Raw genomic sequence first — 25837 nt, 5'->3', positions numbered from 1 at the left:
TTTAAAATGAAAAAAATTAAAACATACGAAAATAAAAATATTTTGATTTTAGGCTTAGGAAAAAGTGGTTTTTCTGTTGCTAAGCTTCTTTTAAAGCTTGGCGCTAAGCTGACTTTAAATGATAAAAAAGATTTGTCTAACGATGATCGTGCTGCTGAATTAGACAAGTTAGGAGTTAGAGTCATTTCTGGATACCATCCAGTAGAGATTTTTGATGAGGAAAAATTTGATTATCTTGTTAAAAACCCCGGAATTCCTTATGAAAATCCAATGGTAGAGAAGGCAGAGAAGTTAGATATTCCAGTTATTACCGAACCTGAAATTGCACTTAATGTCAGTGAAGCACCATATGTTTGTGTTACTGGCTCAAACGGAAAGACGACTACGGTTATGCTTACCCAAAGAATTATGGATCATCATTTATCCAAAAATGGTGGGCATGCCTATGCAGTTGGTAATATCGGAGTTCCAATTTCAGAAGTTGTTGAAAAAGCGACCCCTAAAGATCTTCTAGTAGTAGAAATGTCTAGCTTCCAATTACTTGGTGTAACTGATATTAAGCCTAAAGTAGCTGCCATTGTTGATATTTATAATAATGTTCACCTTGACTACCATAAGACTTTTGGCAATTATGTTGAAGCTAAGCTCAGAATTACTCAATCTCAAGATCAAGATGATTATTTCATTGCTAACTTTGATCAAAAGGATATTTTAGAAAAAGAGCTTGATAAAACAAAAGCTAAAGTTCAGACATTTTCAGAAACAGATAAAACTGCTGACTATTTTATTGGTGATGAATATCTTGAAAGCAAAGATGATCATCAGATTATGAAAATCACTGATATCAAGATCCCAGGTATTCATAACCAACAAAATTGTTTAGTAGCCATTGCTATTTCTAAATTAATGGGTGCAGATGACAGTGATATTCAATATGCATTGAGTACCTTTACTGGTGCGACTCACCGTTTACAATATGTAATGACTTATAATGATCGTAAGATCTATAACGATTCAAAATCAACTAATATTGAAGCTGCTACTGTAGCTATTCCATCATTTAAAGAACCTGAAGTGTTGATTGCGGGTGGATTAGATCGCGGATTTATGTTTGATTCACTTGTTCCACTATTTAAAAAGCATGTAAAATCAATTGTACTTTATGGCGAAACTAAATATCTTTTGGCTGATGCTGCGCGTAAAGCGGGTATTAAAGATATCGTAATTGTTAACACTTTACAAGAAGCTGTTCCACGAGCATATGAATTAAGTGAAGCAGGTGATGTTATTTTGTTTTCACCAGCATGTGCATCTTGGGATCAATTTAACACTTTTGAAGAACGTGGAGACTTTTTTGTAAAATTTATTAAGGAATTAAAGACTAAATAAAATGAGAGTAATTTTTTCTGGTGGCGGAACTGGCGGCCACATTTATCCAATTATGGCGTTAATTGAACGTTTGAAAGAACGTAAGTTAGTTACAAATGATGAAATTTTATTTGTTGGGACAGATAAAGGATTAGAATCAAAGATTGTGCCTGCTGCAGGCGTTCCTTTTAAGACTTTAAAAATTAAAGGATTCGATCGAAAGCATCCTTTAAAAAATTTTGAAACAATAGAATTATTCATTAAAGCTACAAAAGAAGCAAAACAAATTATTAAAAACTTTAAACCCGATGTGGTTATTGGAACTGGTGGATATGTATCAGGTGCGATAGTTTATGAGGCAGCTAAAATGCACATTCCAACTATCATTCATGAATCTAATTCAGTAGTTGGACTAGCAAATAAGTTTTTAGCTCATTATGTTGATAAAATTTGTTATACCTTTGATGATGCTGCAAAGCAATTTTCAGAGAAAAAGAAATTAGTAAAAACTGGTAATCCACGCTCACAACAAGTTCTTGGGTTAAATAAGGAAAATATTGATATTGCTAAGAAATGGAATTTAAATCCTAACATGCCAACTGTACTTATTTTTGGTGGCTCACGCGGTGCTTTAGCAATTAATCAAATCGTTGAAAAGTCTTTATCAGAGCTTGAAACAAAACCATATCAGGTTATTTGGGCAACTGGACAATTGTATTATGGTGATGTTAAGAAAAAACTAGCCGGTAAAGAAGTGAATTCAAATATAAAGATTGTTCCTTATATCGATAATATGCCAGGCTTACTACCACAAATGACATGTGTTGTAGCACGATCTGGAGCAACTAGTCTGGCTGAATTTACTGCCCTTGGTGTCCCTGTAATTTTAATTCCTAGTCCAAATGTAACGCATAATCATCAAATGAAAAATGCACTTGATATGGAAAAAGCAGGAGCTGCTTTAGTTATTGCAGAAAATGATTTAAATCCTAATAACTTTGTTTCATCAATTGATCATATTCTACTCGATACAAACTATGCAAAGAAGATGAGTGAGGCATCTAAGAAATTAGGTGTTCCAGATGCATCTGATCAAGTAATTTCGGTGATGGAAAGTCTAATTAAAGATAAATAGGGAAAGGAAGTGAGGCATGTGGCCAAAAGAAAAATAACCAAAAAAGATCCTAAAAAAGAATTATCAGGATGGATTGATTATAAAAATAAGGCAAACAATAATGAAAAAAGACGGGTCTCTGCCTCACTAACTAAATTGCAAGCTGAACGACGGCATGCTTTATTAACTAGATTAGGTTTTATAATTTTCTTTTCACTGTGTTGTATTTTAGCCTTAGGATACTATGTTTCTCCAAAAGCAAATGTAGCAAGCGTACAGGTTAAAGGAGCACCTGAGCTAAATAGTAAGCAAGTAGTAAAGACTGTAGGCATCTCTCCTGAAAATAAGGTTGTCTTTTGTCTCCTAAAAGGAAAAGAATACAGTAGAAAACTAGCGACTACTTTCCCGGAAATAGAGAAAGTACAAGTGGGCGTCCAAAAAGCGAATCATTTGATTTTAAGTATCAAAGAGCGACCAGTAATCGGATATATTCATGAAGGTGACGGTTATCGCAAAATCTTGGCGACTGGAAAAGTGGGTAGTCAAATTATCGCAAGTAATAAAATTGATAAAAATAAGCCTTTATTTACTGGATACAATCAAAAAGTCTCTCTTAGTGAAGATATTAAGGTTTATGCCAGTCTTCCACAAAATATCCGTGACCAAGTTAAAATGCTGAGTGGTGAAACCCGAAGGCCAACACAGATTATTTTGGTAATGAAAGATAATAATATAGTTATTGGAAATCTTTCTACCATTAAAAGTAAAATGCGCTATTATGACAAAATTAAAAGTCAGCTGAAAGAACCATCTGTAATTGATTTCGAAATTGGTGCGTATAGTAGACCGCTCACACAGGCAGAAAAAGTCAAATTAGGACTGACTTGATATTAGTGAGAACTTAAACCATATGTTAAAATTTATTGTATAGTTATGTTTTGGGGGCATTACCTTGGATAAAACTGATTTACTTGTAGGCTTGGATATAGGAACAACAAGCGTAAAAGCAGTAGTCGCTGACACTGCATCTAATGAAATGCAAATTATTGGTGCTGCAAATGGTCCTACTAAAGGAATGCGGCATGGAAAAATTGTTGATATTGATCAAACTGCTGAAAGTATTGGCGCTGTTTTAAAGAAAGTAGCGCAAAAGACAAATTCAAAGATTTATCGCGTAGTAACTGGAATTCCAGTTGGATTGCTTCAATTAGAAAATGCTATTGGATTGATTAACATTGAAGAAAATGGCAGAGAAGTTACAGATAGTGATGTAAAACGTGTTCTAGTAACTGCTATTGATACAGCACTAAAAGATGGACGAGAAGCAATTGCTTTCTTACCTAATAAATTTTTAATTGATGGAAAAACTGATGTAGACGATCCGAGAAAAATGATTGCTCATTCCCTGGAGGTACACGGTATATTATTGACGGCACCGAGTGCGGATTTACATAATATTCGCAAAGCCATCGAAAGAGCAGGATATCAGAATAACTTCTTTGTACCTACACCGTTAGCAATTGCAAGTGTCGCTCTTGATGAAGGAGAGAGAACCTTTGGTACAGTTCTTCTTGATTTAGGTGGCGGATCAACTACTGCTACTGTTATCCATGAAAATAAGATTAAGTATGCAACAATTGATTTAGAGGGTGGAATTGATATTACCAATGATATTTCAGTTGTTTTAAATACTTCGAAAAAAGAAGCAGAAAAAATAAAACTACAATTTGGTTATGCAGACCCAAGCTTGACGTCAAGTGATAACCAATTTCCAGTTAATGTAGTGGGAGAAAATGCTCCAAAGATGATTGATGAAGAGTACTTAAGTGAAATAATAAATGCTCGTCTTGATCAAACTTTCAGTCGAATTGGAAAAGGATTAAAATCTCACGATGCCTTCAATTTGCCAGGTGGTGTTGTGATTACTGGTGGAAGTAGCGCACTCCAGGGAATTGATGACATTGTAAAAGAAGATTTTGGTGTAAAAGCTAGAATTTTTCAACCAGATCAGATGGGACTACGCAATCCAATGTATGCTGCTAGCTATGGAGTAGTAAATTATGCTTATAGTTTGGCTGATATTGATTACCTGGTTAACAGTGTTATTTATGGAAACCAGATTACTTCTCCGGTTTCTAACCAATCTTCGTCTCAAGAAAATATGAAATTTTTCAAAAGACGTCTAACTCCTAGTGAAATGGAGCAGAAAGAAGATTATAATAGGACTAGTGCTACATCAACGGTCTCTACGTCTGAAGAGAATGATGATAATAAGAATAATAAAAAAGGAATCAAAGAATTCTTTAAAAAATTTTTTGATTAAATAAGGTGGTTTACTAAATGGATTTTACTTTCGATTCTGATGACAATAAAAACGCAGTCATTAAAGTAATCGGTGTTGGTGGTGCCGGTGGTAACGCTGTAAACCGAATGATTGATGAAGGAGTACAAGGAGTTTCCTTTATTGCAGCCAACACGGACGTACAAGCTCTTAATAGTAATAAAGCAGAAAATAAGATTCAACTTGGACCTAAACTTACTCGTGGGTTAGGTGCAGGTTCTCATCCCGAAGTTGGTCAAAAAGCTGCTGAAGAGAGTCAACAAACAATTGAAGACTCTTTAAAGGGCGCTGACATGATCTTTATTACTGCTGGTATGGGTGGTGGTACTGGAACTGGTGCTGCTCCTGTAATTGCAAAGATTGCACGTGAAACTGGAGCCTTAACTGTTGGGGTTGTTACTCGTCCCTTTACATTTGAAGGACCAAAGCGTTCAAAAAATGCAGCAGAAGGAATTGCTCAATTAAAGCAATATGTTGATACTCTAGTTATCATTGCTAATAATCGTTTATTAGAAATGGTTGATAAGAAGACACCAATGATGGATGCGTTTAAAGAGGCTGACAATGTTCTTCGTCAAGGTGTCCAAGGTATTTCAGATTTAATTACCTCAACTGATTATGTTAACCTTGACTTTGCAGATGTTAAGACTGTTATGGAAAATCAAGGTGCTGCCTTAATGGGAATTGGTCGTGCTAGTGGCGAAAATAGAACAGTTGAAGCTACTAAACTTGCTATTTCATCTCCATTACTTGAAGTATCAATTGATGGTGCTAAGCAAGTGCTACTGAACATTACTGGTGGACCAGATTTAACTTTATTTGAAGCACAAGATGCTTCTGATATTGTTTCAAAAGCTGCTGGAGATGGTGTGAATATTATCTTTGGTACGTCAATTAATGCAAACTTAGGGGATGAAGTAGTAGTTACTGTTATCGCAACGGGTATTGACTCAAAAGCTGAAGAAGAAGCTTCAAAACAACCAATGCGTCGTCCTTCACGTCCAGCACGTCAAGAAGTAGTAACTCCGGAACCTGCAAAGAGTGAACAACCGGAAGTATCTAAGACTGTTTCAGTAGATGATACCGAAGTTAAAGTTGAGAACACTATTTCTCACGAAGCTCCTACTCAATCTATTCCTGAAGTAAAAGCAGAAAAGAAAGAATCTCAAGATACTTTACTTGACCCCACAAGCGTTTGGAAGCAAGATAGAAAAGAGAACAATCGTCCACAACCTGTAGAAAATAATGAAAAAGATGACGATGAATTTGATTCATTTAGTTCAGACGACTCCACTAGTATTTCTCAAATTGAAACTAGTGTAGATGATGAATCAGATAATGATATTCCATTCTTCAAACATCGTCGTCAAGATTAGTATTTGGAGGAAGAAATCATGGCTTTCGATAAATTAGGTAGATTTTTTGGTATCTCTGAAGATGATGAAATGAATGAAGTGCCATATACTGAATCAGAGGAACAACAAGAAGAAATCCCTCAAACTCAAAAAAATGAGAGAAGAGCAAATGTGGTTTCTATTAATTCTGGTGTTAGTGCTACGAGTAAAATCGTTTTATACGAGCCTCGTGTATATTCTGATGCAAAAGAAGTAGCTCAAAATCTTCTAAATAACAAGGCTGTTATTATTAATTTTGCACGTATGGATGATGAACAAGCACGTAGAATTGTTGATTTTATTACTGGTACTGTTTATGCCTTAAACGGTGAAATTCAACGTGTAGGTGACAAGATCTTCTTAGCAACTCCACCAAAATTTGAAACTGATGGTAAAATAGCTGAATTAGTTGAAAAGAAAGATAAAATGGATTAATGGTATTTTCAATTGTAGGCTGGATATTACGTATTATTTCTGATTTGTTAAATATCTATAGCTTTCTGATTGTTATCTATACTTTACTAACTTGGATCCCAAGACTACTTGTAACTAAAGTTGGGCGAGTACTAGGGAAAATTGTTGAGCCTTATTTGGAGATATTTGAACGTTTTATTCCTCCAATAGCTGGAATTTCTTTTGCTCCTGTTGTAGCTTTGTTAGTAATTTATTTTGTAAATAATTATGTCCTTTATTGGATAGCAAATATAATTAGGTACGTATTGATTAGATAAAATGGAAAAAAGACAAGCTAGTAGTTTTTATCAACATTTTGATGAAAGTGAAAGACCGACGGTGGATTATTTCGTCGGTCTTTTTAATCAGTTTTTATTTAAAAATGAACCAATTTTAACTGATTTTCTCAATCCTAGAGAACAATATATTTTTCGAGAAATAGTTGGAGGATATGCACAGTTATATAGCTTTGGAGGCTTCTCTAATGCCGAAAAGAGGCGAATGCTTTTATGTGAGTGGAGTGAAGGCTACGAGCCTGATAAATTCAACATTTTGCTTTTAGCTATTGCTTATCCTCAAAAATGGTCTGAACTAACTCATAGTCAAATCTTGGGTGTTTTGACGCACTTAGGAATTGAATTGGATACTTTTGGTGATATTATCAATGATGAAAATGGAAATTGGCAGTTCTTCGTTAAAACTGAATTGAAAGATTATTTTCTTGATGAAATTGATCGAATTGGTAGAACGAAAGTAAAATTATCTGAACTGCCCCTATCCAAAGTTTTAGTGCAGGAAGATGATAGTGATGAAACGACATCAGTAGCGATTTCCCTTCGGCTTGATGCTGTTATCAGTGCAATTACTAATTTAAGCAGAAGTCACGTTAAGAAAATTATTGAAGCTGGAGAAGTGAAATTAAATTGGCATCTTGTAACACAATCTAATATAATTATTTCTGTACAGGATATGCTTAGTATTCGCCATTATGGGAGATATGAAATTATTAATCTTGCCACTACGAAGAAAGGTAAAAAACGACTTCAAATAAAAGTATGGCAAGCAAAGAAAAGGTGATAATATGACATTAACGCCAATGGATATCCATAATAAGGAGTTTAGTACAAAACTTCGTGGATATGATTCCAAGCAGGTAGATGGTTTTTTAGATCGAATTGTTGATGCATATGGGGATGCACTTGATCAAATTGTTGATTTAAAAAATGAAAATGTTGAGCTAAAGAAAAAAGTAGATAAATTTGAAAAGGTTAAAGATTCAATTAATGAGTCTTTAATTTCAGCACAAGAAAATGCTGAAGAAATAAAAAAAAGAACAAACACAGAAGCTCAAGAAATTATTCAAAAAGCTAATCAAGATGCTGATGAGATAGTTAAGAAAGCTCAAGACGAGGGGGAGAAAAAAAGAGCTGACCTTCAAAAGCAATATGATACTTTAAATCATGATTATGATTTGCTTAAGGCAAAGGTAGAAGATTTTAGAGAAGCAATTCAGGGAATGTTAAAAGATCAGATAAAAGAATTAAGTGACTCTGATTGGCAATATTACCTAGACAAATATTATGGACGCTCACGCTTATATCCAGCTGATGGGTCACAGCCTCTCGAGGATGAGCAAATTCCGGATGGACCACTAGATGATGAAGTGCCGTCTGAAGAAACTAATTCTGCTATTTCAGAGGTTGACAATAATGCAGTAAATGAAGTAAACTCTGTTCAAGAAAAGGAAGATAGTGCTGAACTCTTAGATGGAGGAAACTCCGTTAAGGAAAGTATGCATGCTACAGAGGAAAGTTCTGAGCGTCGCGATGGTCCAGTAATTATTTTTCCTGATGATTTAAAAGATAATTAAAGTTTAAGTCGACAGTAACAACAAGTAGATACCTTAGCGAGTTAGTGATGGTGAAAGACTAACAACCGTCGAAAGTTAATCAGCTGCCAATTGACTTAAACGTTTTCTGTACGATACACAGAGAATAAGTGGGATAGGGTAAGTATACCCTATTCAATTTAGGTGGTACCACGAGAAGCTTCGTCCTATTTGGGATGAAGCTTTTTTTGATTAAGAAAGGATTTTTTATGAGAGTTAAAGATACATTGAATTTAGGTAAAACTAAATTTAAAATGCGCGGTAATCTTCCAGTTCGTGAAGCTGAATGGCAAAAAGAATGGGAGGAAAATAAATTATATGAACAAAGATTAAAACTTAATGAAGGCAAACCTCGTTTTGACCTTCATGATGGTCCTCCTTTTGCTAATGGTAATATCCACATGGGACACTCCTTAAATAAGATCTCGAAGGATATTATCGTTCGCTTCAAAAATATGAATGGTTACTATGCTCCTTATGTTCCTGGATGGGATACTCACGGACTTCCAGTTGAACAACAATTAGCCAAAAAGGGCGTTGACCGTAAAACATTAGATCGGGCTAAGTATAGAGAACTTTGTCGTCAGTTTGCGGAAGAACAAGTTCAAAAACAAATGGCCGACTTCAAACGCTTAGGAGTAATGGCTGATTGGGATCATCCTTACATTACTTTACAACCAAAATTTGAAGCTGAAGAAATTAGAGTCTTCGGTGAAATGTTCAAAAAAGGTTATATCTATAAGGGTAAAAAACCTGTTTACTGGTCTTGGTCAAGTGAATCCACTTTAGCTGAAGCCGAAGTGGAATATCATGACATTAAATCACCAAGAATTTATGTTGCTTTTCCAATTAAAGATGGAAAGGGTATTCTAGATTCAGATACATCACTAGTAATTTGGACTACTACTCCTTGGACTATTCCAAGTAATGTCGGAATTACTGTAAATCCTAAATTTGATTACTCAGTAGTTGAAGTTAAGGGTAAAAAGTACGTAATCGGCTCACAACGTCTTTCAGCAGTTGCTGAAGATCTAGGTTGGGAAGATTATAAGGTTGTTAAGACTTTAAAAGGTACTGACTTTGATAGAATGACATACCAACATCCATTATATGATGTAACTGGTTTGGTAATGAATGATACTTATGTTACTGCAGATGATGGTACTGGATTAGTTCATAACGCTACTGGTTTTGGTGAAGATGACTACAATGTTGGCCGTCGTTATGGTTTACCAGTATTTAGTCCTATGGATGCACAAGGTAGATTTACTAAAGAAGTACCTGATCCAGACTTAGTAGGAATGTTTTATGATGATGCTAATAAAGTTGTTGCTGATAAGCTTGAAAAAGCTGGCGCATTATTAAAACTTAGTTTCTTTACTCACTCGTACCCACACGACTGGCGTACTAAGAAACCCGTTATTTACCGTGCAACTACTCAATGGTTTGCGTCAATTGACAAATTTAGAGATCAAATTTTAGCAGAAATTGAAAAAGCTAATTTCATTCCTGCATGGGGTAAGACTCGTCTTTACAATATGATTAAAGATCGTGGTGATTGGGTAATTTCTCGTCAACGTGCATGGGGTGTACCACTTCCAATTTTCTATGCAGAAGACGATACTCCAATTGTTACTCCAGAAACTGTCGAACATGTGGCTCAAATCTTTGAAAAAGAAGGTTCTAATGCATGGTATACTCATAGTGCAGAAGAACTACTTCCAGAAGGATTTAAGTCAGAACATTCACCAAATGGTAAATTTAGAAAAGAAACTGATATCTTAGATGTTTGGTTTGATTCTGGTTCTTCTTGGGCTGGTGTCATGCAAGAGCGTGATGGCTTAGATTTCCCAGCAGATCTATATCTTGAAGGTAGTGACCAATACCGTGGTTGGTTTAACTCAAGTTTAATTACTTCAGTTGCTGTAACTGGTAAAGCTCCATATAAGCAAGTTTTATCTCAAGGTTTTGTTTTAGACGATAAAGGACATAAGATGTCTAAATCATTAGGTAATGTAATTTCACCTAATGATGTAATCAAGCAAATGGGTGCAGAAATTATTCGTTTATGGGTTGCTGGAGCAGATACTACTTCTGATGTAGCCGTTTCTCAAGATATTTTGCGTCAATCTGCTGAAAGCTATCGTAAGATTAGAAATACTATGCGTTTCATGCTTGCTAACACTTCTGACTTTGATCCTAAGGAAAATGCAATTGCTTACCCAGATATGTCCGGTGTAGATCAATATATGGAAATCAAGTTAAATCGCTTGATCGAAGAGGCAATTGAAGCATACAATAAGTTTGATTTTAATAGTGTTTATAAGAAAGTATTTAGCTTCATTTCAAATGACTTATCTGCCTTTTACTTAGACTTTGCTAAGGACATTCTTTACATTGATGCTGAAGACAGTGAAAGTCGTCGTTCAATGCAAACTGTAATTTACGATGTTTTAGTTAAGCTAACTAAATTGATGACACCAATCCTTCCACATACTATGGAAGAAGTTTGGGGTTACCTCAAGGAGCCAGAAGATTACGTTCAACTTGCTAATATGCCAGAAGTAGACCATTTTGCTAATGAGGATGAAGTTTTAGCAAATTGGAACGCCTTTATGAAGGTTCGTTCAGATGTTTTGAAGGCACTTGAAGAAACACGTAATGCTAAGGTAATTGGTAAGTCATTTGAAGCACACGTTACTCTTTATCCAACTGAAGAAACGAAGGCACTTCTCGATAAATTAAATGCTAATATCAGACAAATCTTGATTGTTTCTGATTTAACTATTAGTGATGAAGAAGCACCTGAAAATGCTGAAAAATTACTGACTGCTTCAATTGTAGTGGAACATGCTGCTGGTGAAGTTTGTCCAAGATGTCGTCGTACTACAACTGATGTTGGTAGTGACCCACGTTTCCCAGAATTATGTGCCCGCTGTGCAGCTATTGTTGCTGAAAACTTTCCTGAAGCAGAAAAAGAAGGTTTAGAAAAATAATGCGTAAAGGTACTGTTAAACAATTTGATCCAAACTCTGCGTATGGATTTATTGAGGATGATTTAACTCATTCATCTTACTTTGTTTTTTATAAGTCAATTAAAGAAGAAGGTTATAAAAAACTGACTGTAGGTCAAAGAGTTCGTTATCAATTAGCGCAAGGAAAAAAAGGTCTACAATGTATCAACGTTTATGTTGATCATGACTAAAAGGAGAAATTAAGTGAATCTGAGAGAAACTGAAATCTCAAATAAACCTATTTTCGAAGGTAAACTTATTGACTTAAATGTTGAAACTATTAGTTTACCAAATGGAAAAACAGCTACTCGTGAGATAGTTAAGCATCCCGATGCTAGTGCTGCAATTGCTATCAATGATGAGAAAAAAATGCTTCTTGTAAAGCAATGGCGTGAGCCCATTAAACAATTAACTTTGGAGATTCCTGCAGGTTTAATTGATGAGACAGACGCTTCACCTCTTGATGCAATGAAAAGAGAGCTGAATGAAGAGGGCGGCTACAAGGCTGAGTATTGGGAAAAGGTAAGTGAATTTTATACATCTGTTGGTTTTTGTGATGAAAAAATTCATTTATTCTATTGTGATACTTTGTCAAAACTTGAAAATAAACGTCCTCTTGATGAAGATGAATTTTTAACTCAAGAATGGTACAGTCTTCCAGAATTAAAACAGTTAATTGCTTCGGGAGAAATTATGGATGCAAAGACTGTTATGGCAATTACATTTTGGGAAAATATGATTTTAACAGGAAATCAAAGTAATGACTGAAAAACGAGCAGATTATCGTAAAAAACAACAAAAAGAAAAAGTAAGCAAAGTTTTCGCTAATTTTAAACGATTGAGGAAATATAAGCATCAAACTGATGTAAGTGATCAAAAAGTTGAGGTTCAAGATTCTTCACAATTTGAATCAAGAGAGGATCTCGCAAATCGTGCTTTAAAAGAAAAGCGTGAAGATAAGGTTAATCGTTTAAAAAAGCGTCTAAATTATGCCATTTTAATTGTTGTTGTTTTATTAGTTATAGTTTTGTTCGCTTTGTTTAAACTTTAGATTTAGAGGTAAAAAATGAAAATCGCAATTATTGTCCCAATGGAAGAAGAAGCAGAATTCTATAAAAAGCATTTTAAGTCTGAAAATAAAGAGGTCTTCGGCACGACTGAATTTGATCATTTTTCAGTAAATGGAAATGACATTTACTTGGGATTAAGTGGAATCGGTAAAGTTAATGCAGCTATGAATTTGACTAGTCTGTTAATCAAGGAAGATATCGACTTGATTTTTATGACTGGTTCTGCTGGATCATTGCAAGAAGATGTAAAGAGAAAAGATTTAATTTTGCCTAATAAGTTTATGTACTATGATGCCCATAATACTAGTGCAGGTAACTATGTGGAAGGACAAATTCCCCAAGAACCTGCAGGCTATACTCTAGATAATGCCTTCCGTGCAAAATTTGCGGCGTATTTGAAGGAACACGATATTCCTTTTAAAGAGGGATTGATTGTAACTGGAGACAGTTTTATTGCTTCTGAAGCACAAAAAGATGAGATTAAAAAGAATTTCTCTGACGCATTGGGAGTAGAAATGGAAGGGGCTGCTTTTGCACAAGTAGCCAGACATTTTAATACTCCATTAGTCGCAATTCGTGCTATTTCAGATAATGGAGATGCTAATGCTGACAATGACTTTGATAAGTTTGTTAAGGAAGTTGGAGCAAAAGCTGCAAGTATAATTGCATCCTATCTGGAAGAGACAGTTTTAGATTAAACTATTGATAGACTAAGTTCATCGTAACTTAGTCTATTTTTATGTTAAAATAAAATAGCCACTTCCGAAATGTAAGGAAAGTAAAGAGGTTATAAGATAATATGACTAGGAAAAATGTATACTTAGATAATGCAGCTACTACGCCAATGGATCCAAAAGTTATTGAAAAAATTAGTAGCGAAATGGCTGATGATTTTGGCAACGCTTCTAGTCAACATGCATTTGGGCGTAAGGCTCGTCATGTAGTGGAGACAGCTCGTCATCAACTAGCAGAAACCATCAATGCCCAAGATAAGGAAATAATTTTTACTAGTGGTGGCTCTGAAAGCAATAATACTGCTATTTTTGGCACAGTTCGGTCTAGAAAAAATATTGGCAAAAAGATTATTACTACTAAAATTGAACATCCTTCTGTCTTAAATCCGATGAAACGCTTAGCTCAAGAAGGATACGAAATCGTATATCTTAATGTTGATAAAACCGGCCATGTTAATTTGGACGACTTGAAGAGAGAACTGACACCAGATACAATCTTAGTTTCTATTATGGCAGTTAATAATGAAGTCGGATCAATCATGCCTTTAAAAGAGATTGGTGACTTAGTAAAAGATTCTAATGCTTATTTTCATGTAGACGACGTGCAAGGATTTGGGAATATTGAAATTGATGTTAAAGAAATGAACATCGATTTATTATCAACTTCTGCTCATAAAGTTAATGGACCAAAGTTTTTAGGTTTTCTTTATGAAAAAGATGGCTTAAAAGTAAGTAATCTACTTTTAGGTGGTGAACAAGAAACTAAACGTCGGCCAGGAACGGAAAATGTACCCGGTATTGCAGGTTTTGGTATAGCTGCTCAAGAATTAAATAAGATGAACAAGCAAGAGTTACAAGAGAAATATCAAAAGTTTCAAAAAATAATTCTGGATGAACTTGATAAAAATCAAATTGATTATGAAGTCAATGGAACTCTAGAAGGTGAAGTATCTCACCATGTTTTGAACTTATGGCTAAAAGGTGTAGGTACTTACTCTGCTTTAACTAACTTAGACTTAGATGGATACGCTGTTTCTGGTGGCTCTGCATGTACAGCAGGTTCACTTACTCCTTCACATGTTTTACAGGCAATGTATGGTGAGGACTCACCAAGAATTGCGGAATCAATTAGAGTTAGCTTTGGTAGATTTAATACTGAAGAAGAAATTCAAAAATTTGCAGCAGATTTAGTTAAGATGTGCAAGCGTCTAGTTAAATAGTAAAATTATCTTTTGTAGAAATTGTCTTAGGGTATAATAATAGTAAAATCATACACTTGACACTTACAAAAAATAAGATAATAATATTGAGAGTGATATTTTTATGGCAAATACAGTAATTATTAATGGCGATAATCGTAAGTTTACGATTAATCCTGAAATTAAACGTTATGCATTGATTGATGCAGGTTTTACAAAAACTAAAAGAGGAAATTTTTTGTATAAACATCCCTTATACAATGAATCTCCTTATAATGCAACCTGTCAATTAAAGCTAACAATTAATGAAGATTTAGATCATTTAACAATGGTAGTTACAGATACTAATGGTTTGCAAAAGGTTAATATTTTTAAGAATAAACAACTAGCACCAATGGTTGAATTGCTTAACTTCATTTTAAAGGATCTTGAAGATCGCCAAATTATTGCACCTTGCTAAAAGGAGAAAAAGATAAATGGTAGATAACAGCAAAATTAGAGTCGTTGTTGGTATGAGTGGTGGAGTTGATTCTTCAGTTTCTGCACTTTTGCTCAAACAACAAGGCTTTGATGTTGTCGGCGTCTTCATGAAGAATTGGGATGATACTGATGATTCCGGAGTCTGTACGGCAACTGAGGATTACGAAGATGTAAAAAAAGTTGCCGATGAAATCGGTATTCCTTACTATTCTATTAACTTTGAAAAGGATTATTGGGAGCGTGTATTTGAATATTTCTTAGATGAATATAAAAAAGGCAGAACTCCAAATCCTGATGTAATGTGTAATAAAGAAATAAAATTTAAATCTTTCTTAGATTTCGCCATGGATTTAGATGCGGATTATATTGCAATGGGGCACTATGCAGCAACTCGCATTGATGATAATGGTGTTGTTCATATGATGCGACCTAAGGATGGCAATAAGGATCAAACTTACTTTTTAAGCCAACTTTCACAAGATCAATTAAAGAAAGTAATTTTTCCACTTGCTAATTTAACTAAGCCACAAGTACGTGAAATTGCTATTGCTTCAGGATTAGCAACTGCTAAAAAGAAAGATTCGACAGGAATTTGTTTCATTGGTGAACGTAACTTTAAAAAATTCTTGAGTGAATTTTTACCAGCTCAATCAGGAAAAATGGTTACTCCAGATGGAAAAGTTGTTGGTGAGCACGCTGGTTTAATGTACTACACTATTGGTCAAAGATCTGGGCTTGGTTTAGGTTCAACTAAGGAATCAACTGATCCATGGTTTGTAGTAGGCAAGGACCTAAAGAAGAACGAGCTAATTGTTGAGCAAGGTTATGACAGCAAGCTTTTATATGCTACTAGCCTAGACGCAAGCGGTGTGTCATTCTTTACAGGTCAGCCAGATCACGACGTTGATTTGAAGTGTACTGCTAAGTTTAGATACCGCCAACCTGATGTTGGTGTGACTATGCATTACCGTGCAAAGGATAATACAGTTCATGTTGAGTTTGATGAGCCAGCACGTGCTGTTACTCCTGGACAAGCTATTGTGTTCTACAATGGTGAAGAGTGCCTAGGTGGAGCTACAATTGACCGTGCCTACCAAAACGAAAAACAATTACAACTAGTATAGTTTAAGGGAAGTCTCTTTTTGAGGCTTCTTTTTTATTTTTATAAACTGTTATTTTCTCTTCTTAAAACTTATAATAGTAATAAAAGTGGAGGGATAAGCAAATTATGCAATTATATTTTGTAAGACATGGAAAAACAAAATGGAACTTAGAAGGACGCTATCAAGGCGGTAGTGGTAATTCACCTCTTTTGCCTGAAAGTTATGAAGACATCAAAAAATTGGCTGAATACTTAAAAGGAACAAAGTTTAGAGCCTTTTATTCTAGTCCTTTACAACGCGCATTAACAACTGCAGTGATGCTTAGAAATGATATGGGAATTACTGTCCCAGTCATTGTTGACGACCGTTTAAAGGAGTTTAATCTAGGAGATCTGGAAGGAATGAAGTTTGTTGATGCTGAAAGTAAATATCCAGATCAAATAAAAGCATTTCGTTATTTCCCTGATCGTTATGATCCATCAACTTTCCATGGTGAAAATTTTGACCATATGATAGAACGTGGGAAGAAATTGATTGCTGATATTGTAAAAAGATATCCTAATAAAGATGATAAGGTATTATTAGTAAGTCATGGAGCGGCTTTGTGTGCCTTGATTAGAACGCTAGAGGGGTACGATATTGCCGATATTAGAAAGCGTGGCGGCTTAACTAATACAAGTCTTACCATTCTTGATACGGAAGATCATGGAAAGACTTTTGATGAAGTAGCGTGGAATGAAACAAGCTACTTAGATCTAGTAGGGATACAATTTAAAAATGGATAAAAAAATAGCCAACTTATATGATGCTGGCAATGTAGATAAAGCTATACATTTACTAATTGAAAAAATAAACAAGCATTCCAAAGATATCGAAAATTATTTGCAGCTTTCAACTTATTTAATTGAACAAAATGCTGCTGATCAGGCGTTAGAACTATTAGAAAAAGCTCGTGGCCTGGTTAAGCATCCTGAAGATCTAACCTATAACATTGCTGTCTGCTACTACATACAGGGAGATTTTGCCAAGTCGCTTGCCTTGCTTAACTCGATTGCAGATGATGAAGAGACAATGTATCAAAAAGCTTTGATCTTTATGAAATTAGGGCAATATCAAAAGGCACTAGCCTATGCCTTAACGTTAAAGAATCAGGATGAACGAACTTTAGAATTGATTGGTGATATTTGGCTTAGCTTGGGAGATTTTAAGTCCGCAAATCAAACTTATAATAAAATTTCAGAAGATCAAAGAAATGCAAAGGTTAATTTTTTATTGGGGTTAACTTTATTTGATACTGATCCTGATGAAGCAGAAAAATATTTTAAATTATCAAAAAGTCAAGATCCCAATTATTTTGCTCAAGCACAAAAGCAATATAATGCGGTAGCAAAATTGATTAGAGGTAAAAATGGCAGAAACTAGTTTTACTGGACGAATAAATGGAATTGTTTTTGAAAATAATCAAGATCTTTTTAAGATTATTGATGTAGATTTAATTAGTAAATTACCTGATTATGATCGTGATAATATCCGAGTAACTGGAAATTTTGGGGACATCCAAATTGGATCAACTTATAAATTTACCGGGAATATTGTTGTACACGAAAAATTTGGCAAACAATTTCGTATAAGTTCTTATGAACCAGTTTTACCCCATGAAGAGGGCAGTTTAGCTAAGTACCTTAGTTCTGACAAGTTTCCTGGAATTGGTAAGAAGGCTGCTGAAAAGATCATTGATAGTTTAGGAACGAATGCTTTAGATCTTATTAAGTCAAATCCAACTGAGATTGACAATCTTGATTTGACTCAAAAGCAAAAAGATAGCTTATTATCTGGAATTAATCAGATGGATTCATTTTCAGAAATTGTGATTAAACTAGCTAGATATGGGATCAATAAAAAAGTAGCTGGTAATATTTATAAAGTGTATCATGTTGATTCCTTGAAGAAACTAGAGGAAGATCCTTATCAAGCTCTCGGTGAAGTTCGCGGCTTTGGCTTTAAAACGGCGGATAATATGGGACACGCGCTCGGAATAGAACTAAATGATCCTAGAAGAATTAGGGGGGCAATTCTAAGTATTTTGCAGACTGCTCTTAATACTTTGGGAGATACTTATGTTCCACTTGATGAATTATTAACTCAGGCTTACGACTTAGTTCAATCTACATCTTACGATGAGTTAGCTAATAGTGTGAACGAACTTCAAAGGCAAGGAAAAGTCGTTGTTTCAGGTGATAAGGCAGCTTTACAAGCAATTTTTCAAACTGAGTTTGATATAGCAACTGAATTAAAACAGGTAGTTAATAATCAAGTTGAAAAAGAAGAATTTGATGATAGCGCTATTGAAAAAGCAATAAAACATGTTGAAGAAACGCTTGAAATTGAATATGATGATACTCAAAAAAGGGCAATTAAAAACGCTCTAAATAACCCAATTTCAATTCTTACCGGTGGTCCTGGTACTGGTAAAACGACAATTATTAATGGAATTTTAATGTGTCTAAAGGAACTTGCGGAAATTCCAAGTGCAGCTTTATATAGCGATGATCCACCATTTTTGCTTGCTGCACCAACCGGGCGCGCAGCCAAGCGCATGAGCGAGGTTACAGATATTTCAGCAAAAACTATTCACCGCTTATTAGGGTTAGGCATTGGTGAAAATGATGCAACTGATGTAAACGAATTAAATGGTGAAATTTTAATAATTGATGAAATGTCAATGGTTGATATGTTCCTCTTTAAACAGCTTTTATCCGGTATTAATTCAACAAAGAGAATAGTTTTTGTTGGAGATAAAGACCAGCTTCCTTCAGTTGGTGCAGGTAACGTTTTCGGTGATTTAATCAGCTCCGGAGCCTTTCCCACTACACGGTTGCAAGTGATTCATAGACAGGGTGAAGATTCATCAATTATTAAGTTGGCCCATGCAATTAATGATGAAGAAGCCGAGGAGACTATTTTTAATAAAACTAAAAACTACTCTTTTATTCCATGTCAACCAAGCTTAGTGGGTGATGCAATTGATCAAATCGTAAATTTGGCTATTAAACGTGGCTTCAAAAAGGATGATGTTCAAGTTCTGGGAGCGATGTACAACGGTCAAGGTGGAATTACTCACTTGAATGATATTTTGCAGGATGTGATGAACCCACTATCAGCAAAAACTAAAGTAATTGAAGCTCACAATGAAAGTTTTAGAATCGGGGACCGAATTTTACAATTACAAAATAATCCGGAAAAAGATATTTATAATGGTCAAATTGGTAAAATTATTGGCCTTAATCCTGATGATAAGGCCAAAATATTAATCGCTGATTTTGACGGTCGTGAAATAGAATTTGGTATTAAAGACTTAAATGATATTACACGTGCTTATGCGATTACCATTCATAAGTCCCAAGGGTCAGAATTTCCGTTAGTAATTTTAAATCTTACGATGCAAAATTATATGATGTTGAGGCGGAATTTGTTATATACTGCCATTACTCGTGCCGAAAAAAACTTAGTTATGGTAGGAGAAAAAAAGGCGTATATCATGGCATTGCGTACGCCAGGTAATGACCGTAAGACTGAGTTAGCAGCTAAAATTAGGCATGAACTAGGTCTTAAAGAAGTTGAAGATACTTCAAAGATAAGTGCGGAGCAAGAAGAAACTAAAGCTGAAGTTAAAGAAGAAAATGTTGAGCCAGAAAATTATCTTTTGACTCCCGAGCTAATTTATTCTGGGCAGATTGATCCCATGATTGGTATGGAAGATATTAAATTAGAAGAAAAAAGATAGCAAAACAGCCAGTTCATTATGAGCTGGCTATTTGTCGTTTATTGCAAAAGATCAAAATGATCTACTTCAAATTTTAGATGAAACTTTCTTTTTGATAATTCTTCTCCATCAAGTTGACCGTACTCAGGATTATCAGTTTTAACTTCAATTGCAGATGATTCAAAATAATGAAATTGGTTACTTTTCAAGTGTGATCCATTAATTAGCAACTTAGAAAATAGATAAATAAATTTTACTAAGTTTGGCTTTTCTACAATTACAATATCTAAGTGATGATTATGAATGCTAGCAATTGGTAAGATGGGTACACCACCACCAAAGTAGGGATGGTTGGTGGTGGTCACTAAATATGCGTGTTCATAGTAAGAGGTATGACCATTGGTTGAAACTCTAACTTTAAAATTATCTTGTCCCTTGAGAGCTTGAACAATATTAATCCCATAAGTTAAGTTACCTAAATTGATTTTATTAAATTTAGTTTTTAGTTTTGAGTGATTAGTTTTGTTAACTACATAAGCATCAAAACCAATTCCTAAATTGTTGACAAAGTATCTTGTCTCACCGTTAATTAAATCATGGTATTTTCCGCAATCTACTTTAGTAATAGTTAGATTGTTCTTTAGATGTTTAATCAATTTTAGAGGATCTGTTTCAATTTTAGCTGCTCTAGCAAAATCATTTCCAGTGCCTGCTGGGAAGTAGGCAAGAGGAGTGTTAGGCTGTTCGGAATTTTTAACACCATTTAATGCTTGGTTCAGAGAACCATCACCACCGATTACAATAACATATTCATTTCTAGAACTAATCTCATTGACTATCTTGGTTGCAATTGGAACCAATTGTCCCGGATAATGCGAGATATGAATATCATAGTTAATTTTTTCGGCTTTAAGTACAGTTTCAATTTGCTTGAGAGCCTTTTCGCCTTTGTTGCTCCCTGATTTTAGATTTACAAGTAAATGAATCTTTTTCATTATTTTTTGCCCATGTAATATAAAAAAATAAGCCCCGAGGTGGGGCTTATTTTATTTCTTTTCAATTAGCATTGGCAGAATCATTGGTCTTCTTTCAGTCTTTGAATATAAGAAATCTTGAAGATTCTCAATAATTGCCTTTCTAATTTCATTTTCTTTTGGTTGTGGATCTTTCGCCATTTCCGTCTTAAGCACATGGTAGACATGTTTCTGAGCTTGACTAATCAATTCTGTTGATTCACGCATGTAGACAAAACCACGACTCAAAATGTCTGGACCCGCAAGAACACGTTGGTGTTTGTAGTCAACAGTTGCTACTACTACTACAAGACCTTCTTCAGCCAAGATTTGACGGTCACGAACAACGATATTACCAACATCATCGCTACCAGAAGTATCAACAAAGACATCCGGAATATTAATGTGACCAGCAATTCTAGAAGAATCTTTCGTTAAAGCAAGAACATCTCCGTTTTTAAGAACAAAAGTATGATCTTTAGGCATACCAGTAGATTGAGCAGTTTCAGTATGAACGACTTGCATTCTATATTCACCGTGAACTGGAATGAAGTATTCAGGTTTAGTTAACTCAATCATCATCTTTTGTTCTTCTTGTCCAGCGTGTCCAGAAGTATGAACATTGTGAATCTTACCATGAACAACATTCGCACCAGCTTCAGTTAACTTATTAATTAAGTGGTTAACGCTAGTAGTGTTACCTGGAATTGGATTAGAAGAAAAGATGACTGTATCGCCTGGTTGTAGTGAAATCTGACGGTGAGTTCCATCTGCAATTCTTGAAAGAGCAGCAAGAGGTTCACCTTGAGAACCAGTACATAAGATCATTGCCTTTTCCGGTGGAGTATGATTAATTTCATTGGCATCAACTAAGGTTCCTTCAGGAATATCTAAGTAGCCAAGATCAATACCATTTTGAACCCCATTTTCCATTGAACGACCAAAAATAGCTACTTTTCTTCCGGTATCAACAGCAGCTTTGATAGCAGTTGATACACGGTAAAGGTTGGAAGCAAAAGTAGCAAAAATAATTCTGCCTTTAATTCCAGTAATGATGTCATGCAATGAGTGAGCAACGAATCTTTCTGACTTGGTAAATGTAGGAACTTCTGCATTAGTAGAGTCAGATAAAAGGGCTAAGACCCCTTCTTTTCCGAGCTTAGCCATCTCTTGAAAATCAGGAGCTGGTTGATTCATAACTGGAGTTAAATCGAATTTAAAGTCTCCAGTAAATAGAACGGCTCCTTCAGGAGTATGAACTGCAATTCCTAGAGTATCAGGAATTGAGTGAGTGGTTCTGAAGAAACTTACTGATAACTTATCAAATTTTAAAACAGTATCTTCATGTTCTTCATGAAGTTCACTAGAGTTTAAAATTCCATGTTCATCAAGTTTTCCACGAATTAAGGCTAAAGCAAATGGAGTAGCATAGACAGGAATTTCAGGAATCTTCTTTAAAAGATAAGGAATTCCGCCGATGTGGTCTTCATGTCCGTGTGTAACTACCAATGCTTTGATTTTTTTTCTATTCTTAACTAAGTAGGAATAGTCTGAGATAACATAATTAATCCCCATCATATCATCTTCAGGGAATTTGATACCGCAGTCCATGATGATAATTTCATCTTGGTACTCAACGCAGTACATATTACGGCCGATTTCGCCTAGACCCCCTATAGCGTAAACGCCGACTTCGTTATTCTTTAATTTCAAGGTCGTTAATTATCCTTAGAATCAAAAGTTGTCAGTTTGAAATCTGGACTTTGCTTTTCGTAAGCAAGGGAGTTTCCAGTTAATTCTTGGATGAGTTCAATGTTATAGGGGGTGTTATCCTCAACCATAGTTCTTGCTGCAACTACATTGTCTGCTTCTAAAAAAAGAGTTTTAGTAGTTTCTCTTCTTGGATTAACGATCTGGTCTTTTTGGTATAAAACTTTGTAGATCATTTCTTATAATCTCCTTATATTTAAAACGTTCAAAAAAACTTCTGCAGAAACTTGCAGAAATTCATAGCTATTAAAATTTTATCATAAACTTGCTTTTAAGTATACCAATTTGCTTCATATATAGTATGGAAAAAGGCGATAGAACATCTTGCTCTAACGCCTAACTGGAAAAATTAAAAGTTAATTTTAAGAAATTACGATTGTATCTTCTGCTAATTCAAAAGGATTTTGCTTATTGATGCGATCATAGAATAAATGACCATTTAAGTGATCAATTTCGTGGGAAGCAACAATTGCTGGATAGTCTTTTAAGCGAATAGTTTTTTCTTCACCATCTACTGTGTAGTAACGAATTTTTAATTTATCAGGACGAGGAACATATCCTTCAATGTCTTTGTCTACACTTAAACAACCTTCTCCTTCAGCAAGACAAGTTCTTCTAACTGATTCAGAAAGAATTTTAGGATTAACAAAAACTTCCTTAAAGATGATTTCACCTTTGTCGTTTGGAACTAAAAGAGCAGCCATTTGAACACTTTCACCAACTTGTGGAGCAGCCAAACCAACGCCAGCTCTTAATTGGTGCTTTTCAGCAATCTTAGGATCTTGTGAGTTGATTAAGTATTGCATCATGTCGTCAGCTAATTTTTTGTATTCATCGGATAATGGAAAAGTTAAAGGCTTAGCAACTTGTCTTAAAACTGGATTGCCATCGCGCGTAATATCATGCATTAAAATCAAAATTATATCTCCTTAATTAAATAATTTGCTATAAACTATAATAACAATTGAAAGAAAAGACGGCAACGACCGAAGTTTTTGGTATAATATTTTTGTTAAAAATAAACAGTTCACAGCTTGTACTTCCGTTGACGCCATTATATTTTTAGAGTAGAATTGTAAAACGAAACTATAGAGATATAAAGCTTCAATAACTGCATTATTATTTTTGCGTAAAAGGGCTGTGACTGGAGTCACAGTTTTTTTATGAAGTTCGGGGAGGAATTTCTTTTGCAAAGAAGAGACGATATTAGAAATATTGCCATTATCGCACACGTTGACCACGGTAAAACTACTTTGGTTAACCAATTGTTAAAACAATCAGATACATTGCCAGAGCACATGAATCTAGAAGATCGTGCTATGGACTCCAATGCTATTGAACGTGAACGTGGTATTACTATCTTATCTAAGAACACTGCTGTTAAGTACGGTGATACTACTATTAACATCTTGGATACACCAGGACACGCTGACTTCGGTGGTGAAGTAGAACGTATCATGCACATGGTTGACGGATGTTTATTGCTTGTTGATGCTTACGAAGGTACTATGCCACAAACTCGTTTTGTGCTTAAGAAGGCTTTGGAAGCGGGCGTTAAGCCAATCGTAGTTATTAATAAGATTGACCGTCCAGGTGCTCGTCCAAAGGAAGTATTGGATGAAGTTCTTGAATTATTCATCGAATTAGGTGCTAGTGATGAACAACTTGATTTCCCAGTTGTTTACGCATCTGCTTTAAACGGTACTTCTTCATACGAATCAGACCCAGCTAAACAAGAAGAAACAATGGATCCTATTTTTGATACTATTGTTAAGAACATTCCTGCTCCAGTTGATAATTCTGATGAACCATTACAATTCCAAATCACTATGCTTGATTGGGATGACTACGTAGGTCGTATCGGTGTAGGACGTATTTACCGCGGAAAAGTTAAAGTTGGTGACAACATTACTGTTATGAAACGTGATGGTTCAACTCAAAACTTCCGTGTTACTAAATTATTTGGTTACTTCGGTTTGAAGCGTAACGAAATTCAAGAAGCAAAAGCCGGCGATATCATTGCTATTTCTGGTATTAATGATATTTATGTTGGTGAAACTATTGCTTCTGCTGACAAGCCTGAAGCATTACCACTTCTTAAGATTGATCCACCAACTCTTCAAATGGACTTTGTTGCAAACGATTCACCATTTGCTGGTCGTGAAGGTGATCAAGTTACACCTAAGAAACTTGAAGACCGTTTAATTCGTCAAACTCGTACTGATGTTTCTTTAAAGGTTGAACCAACTGACCAATTAAATGCCTGGACTGTTTCTGGTCGTGGTGAGTTACACTTGTCAATTTTAGTTGAAGAACTTCGTCGTGAAGGATTCGAATTACAACTTTCACGTCCTAAAGTTATTTACCGTGAAGTTGATGGACAAATGTGTGAACCATTTGAAGCAGTTCAAGTAGATACTCCAGATGCTTATGTAGGTTCTGTTATCGACTCTCTTTCACAAAGAAAAGGTGAAATGAAGAATATGGAATCTACTGGTAACGGCCAAACTAGACTTGAATTCTTAGTACCATCACGTGGTTTGATTGGTTACAACAACGAATTCATGTCTCAAACTGCTGGTTACGGAATTATGAACCATACTTTTGATTCATACAAGCCTGTTGTTAAGAACTGGGAACCAGGTCGTCGTAACGGTGCCTTAGTTTCAATCAACCAAGGTCAATCAACTACTTACTCACTTCAATCAGTTGAACAACGTGGTGAATTATTCATCGGTGCTGGTGTTGAAGTTTACGAAGGTATGATTGTTGGTCAATCATCACGTGAACGTGATATTGCCGTTAACGTAACTAAGGGTAAGAACTTAACTAACACCCGTGCTGCCGGTAAGGACCACTCAGCTTCAATTAAGACTCCTAAGACTATGACTTTGGAAGAAGCCATTGAATTCTTGAATGATGATGAATACTGTGAAGTAACTCCAGAAAGTATTCGTTTACGTAAGAAGATCTTAAACACTAACGAAAGAAAAAAGGCAGATAAGAAACGTAACAAATAGTCTGTTTCTTATTTAATTTTAAAAGTAGCTCAATTTATTGAGCTACTTTTTTTGTTATGCAGAGGTAGTGATATAATAAGAAAGATTATTTAACTAAAGGGGGCAGATATATT

Annotated in this window: 25 protein-coding genes; 21 read left to right on the top strand and 4 right to left on the bottom strand. The window is 35.1% G+C overall.

Annotated features, from left to right (window positions below; genetic code table 11):
- Positions 1-6 precede the first annotated feature (6 nt).
- The 20 genes from murD to Q9R40_RS03345 all read left to right on the top strand — a co-directional run bounded on the left by murD (position 7) and on the right by Q9R40_RS03345 (position 19942).
- Entirely contained in the window at positions 7-1389 is a 1383-nt protein-coding gene (gene murD, locus Q9R40_RS03440; RefSeq protein WP_304676381.1) for a UDP-N-acetylmuramoyl-L-alanine--D-glutamate ligase, read from the top strand.
- A 1-nt stretch (position 1390) separates the two neighbouring features.
- The gene (gene murG / locus Q9R40_RS03435; protein ID WP_300734942.1) at positions 1391-2503 is read left to right on the top strand and encodes an undecaprenyldiphospho-muramoylpentapeptide beta-N-acetylglucosaminyltransferase; all 1113 of its coding nucleotides are present in this window, start codon (positions 1391-1393) and stop codon (positions 2501-2503) included.
- Positions 2504-2521: 18 nt separating this feature from the next.
- On the top strand, positions 2522-3370 hold the full coding sequence (locus Q9R40_RS03430) for a cell division protein FtsQ/DivIB (protein ID WP_163588752.1): 849 nt from the start codon (positions 2522-2524) through the stop codon (positions 3368-3370).
- A gap of 64 nt (positions 3371-3434) precedes the next feature.
- On the top strand, positions 3435-4805 hold the full coding sequence (gene ftsA / locus Q9R40_RS03425; RefSeq protein ID WP_304676380.1) for a cell division protein FtsA: 1371 nt from the start codon (positions 3435-3437) through the stop codon (positions 4803-4805).
- A 17-nt stretch (positions 4806-4822) separates the two neighbouring features.
- Positions 4823-6199 (top strand): cell division protein FtsZ, encoded by a 1377-nt coding sequence (gene ftsZ, locus Q9R40_RS03420; protein WP_304676379.1) that lies wholly within the window; start codon positions 4823-4825, stop codon positions 6197-6199.
- 18 nt (positions 6200-6217) lie between these two features.
- Positions 6218-6652: a cell division protein SepF gene (locus Q9R40_RS03415; protein WP_004897575.1), complete on the top strand. Its 435-nt coding sequence runs from the start codon at positions 6218-6220 to the stop codon at positions 6650-6652.
- On the top strand, positions 6652-6948 hold the full coding sequence (locus Q9R40_RS03410) for a YggT family protein (RefSeq protein ID WP_297939599.1): 297 nt from the start codon (positions 6652-6654) through the stop codon (positions 6946-6948). The genes Q9R40_RS03415 and Q9R40_RS03410 overlap by 1 nt, the downstream gene beginning before the upstream one ends.
- Position 6949: 1 nt before the next feature.
- Positions 6950-7747 (top strand): RNA-binding protein, encoded by a 798-nt coding sequence (locus Q9R40_RS03405; protein WP_304676378.1) that lies wholly within the window; start codon positions 6950-6952, stop codon positions 7745-7747.
- A gap of 4 nt (positions 7748-7751) precedes the next feature.
- Positions 7752-8540: a DivIVA domain-containing protein gene (locus Q9R40_RS03400; protein WP_300592100.1), complete on the top strand. Its 789-nt coding sequence runs from the start codon at positions 7752-7754 to the stop codon at positions 8538-8540.
- A 227-nt stretch (positions 8541-8767) separates the two neighbouring features.
- Complete coding sequence (ileS, locus tag Q9R40_RS03395; protein WP_304676377.1) at positions 8768-11554, top strand: isoleucine--tRNA ligase; 2787 nt, start codon at positions 8768-8770, stop codon at positions 11552-11554.
- Positions 11554-11763 (top strand): cold-shock protein, encoded by a 210-nt coding sequence (locus tag Q9R40_RS03390; protein ID WP_297939589.1) that lies wholly within the window; start codon positions 11554-11556, stop codon positions 11761-11763. The genes ileS and Q9R40_RS03390 overlap by 1 nt, the downstream gene beginning before the upstream one ends.
- 13 nt (positions 11764-11776) lie before the next feature.
- A complete protein-coding gene (locus Q9R40_RS03385) occupies positions 11777-12340 on the top strand; it encodes an NUDIX hydrolase (protein WP_297939586.1) in 564 nt (187 codons plus the stop codon).
- Positions 12333-12623: a hypothetical protein gene (locus tag Q9R40_RS03380; protein ID WP_300722975.1), complete on the top strand. Its 291-nt coding sequence runs from the start codon at positions 12333-12335 to the stop codon at positions 12621-12623. The genes Q9R40_RS03385 and Q9R40_RS03380 overlap by 8 nt, the downstream gene beginning before the upstream one ends.
- Positions 12624-12638: 15 nt before the next feature.
- A complete protein-coding gene (locus Q9R40_RS03375) occupies positions 12639-13340 on the top strand; it encodes a 5'-methylthioadenosine/adenosylhomocysteine nucleosidase (RefSeq protein WP_304676376.1) in 702 nt (233 codons plus the stop codon).
- A 101-nt stretch (positions 13341-13441) separates the two neighbouring features.
- Entirely contained in the window at positions 13442-14596 is a 1155-nt protein-coding gene (locus Q9R40_RS03370; protein WP_304676375.1) for a cysteine desulfurase family protein, read from the top strand.
- Between the two features lie 103 nt (positions 14597-14699).
- Positions 14700-15035, top strand: a complete 336-nt coding sequence (locus Q9R40_RS03365) for a DUF1831 domain-containing protein (protein WP_297939576.1) — start codon at positions 14700-14702, stop codon at positions 15033-15035.
- 16 nt (positions 15036-15051) lie between these two features.
- Complete coding sequence (gene mnmA, locus Q9R40_RS03360) at positions 15052-16179, top strand: tRNA 2-thiouridine(34) synthase MnmA (RefSeq protein WP_297939574.1); 1128 nt, start codon at positions 15052-15054, stop codon at positions 16177-16179.
- A gap of 104 nt (positions 16180-16283) precedes the next feature.
- Complete coding sequence (locus Q9R40_RS03355) at positions 16284-16943, top strand: histidine phosphatase family protein (RefSeq protein WP_304676374.1); 660 nt, start codon at positions 16284-16286, stop codon at positions 16941-16943.
- On the top strand, positions 16936-17580 hold the full coding sequence (locus Q9R40_RS03350) for a lipopolysaccharide assembly protein LapB (protein ID WP_304676373.1): 645 nt from the start codon (positions 16936-16938) through the stop codon (positions 17578-17580). Before Q9R40_RS03355 ends, Q9R40_RS03350 begins: the two co-directional genes overlap by 8 nt.
- The gene (locus Q9R40_RS03345) at positions 17567-19942 is read left to right on the top strand and encodes an ATP-dependent RecD-like DNA helicase (RefSeq protein ID WP_304676372.1); all 2376 of its coding nucleotides are present in this window, start codon (positions 17567-17569) and stop codon (positions 19940-19942) included. Before Q9R40_RS03350 ends, Q9R40_RS03345 begins: the two co-directional genes overlap by 14 nt.
- Before the next feature lie 38 nt (positions 19943-19980).
- On the opposite strand, the gene Q9R40_RS03340 is transcribed toward Q9R40_RS03345, so the two are convergent.
- The 4 genes from Q9R40_RS03340 to def form a co-directional block, all read right to left on the bottom strand.
- The gene (locus Q9R40_RS03340) at positions 19981-20916 is read right to left on the bottom strand and encodes a diacylglycerol kinase family protein (protein WP_304676371.1); all 936 of its coding nucleotides are present in this window, start codon (positions 20914-20916) and stop codon (positions 19981-19983) included.
- A 51-nt stretch (positions 20917-20967) separates the two neighbouring features.
- The gene (gene rnjA / locus Q9R40_RS03335; RefSeq protein ID WP_023599724.1) at positions 20968-22647 is read right to left on the bottom strand and encodes a ribonuclease J1; all 1680 of its coding nucleotides are present in this window, start codon (positions 22645-22647) and stop codon (positions 20968-20970) included.
- A gap of 5 nt (positions 22648-22652) precedes the next feature.
- On the bottom strand, positions 22653-22880 hold the full coding sequence (locus Q9R40_RS03330; RefSeq protein ID WP_004894289.1) for a DNA-dependent RNA polymerase subunit epsilon: 228 nt from the start codon (positions 22878-22880) through the stop codon (positions 22653-22655).
- Positions 22881-23066: 186 nt separating this feature from the next.
- Positions 23067-23621: a peptide deformylase gene (gene def, locus Q9R40_RS03325; RefSeq protein WP_004894291.1), complete on the bottom strand. Its 555-nt coding sequence runs from the start codon at positions 23619-23621 to the stop codon at positions 23067-23069.
- 246 nt (positions 23622-23867) lie between these two features.
- Here def and typA point away from each other — a divergent pair, with 246 nt between their 5' ends.
- Positions 23868-25724, top strand: coding sequence for a translational GTPase TypA (gene typA / locus Q9R40_RS03320; RefSeq protein ID WP_012846345.1), 1857 nt, complete (start codon positions 23868-23870; stop codon positions 25722-25724).
- Positions 25725-25837 lie beyond the last annotated feature (113 nt).

This window comes from uncultured Lactobacillus sp., from assembly GCF_948948975.1.
In the GTDB taxonomy this organism is placed as follows: domain Bacteria; phylum Bacillota; class Bacilli; order Lactobacillales; family Lactobacillaceae; genus Lactobacillus.
Note: the sequence above shows the minus strand (reverse complement) of the source record. Positions and strands in the feature narration are given on the sequence as shown.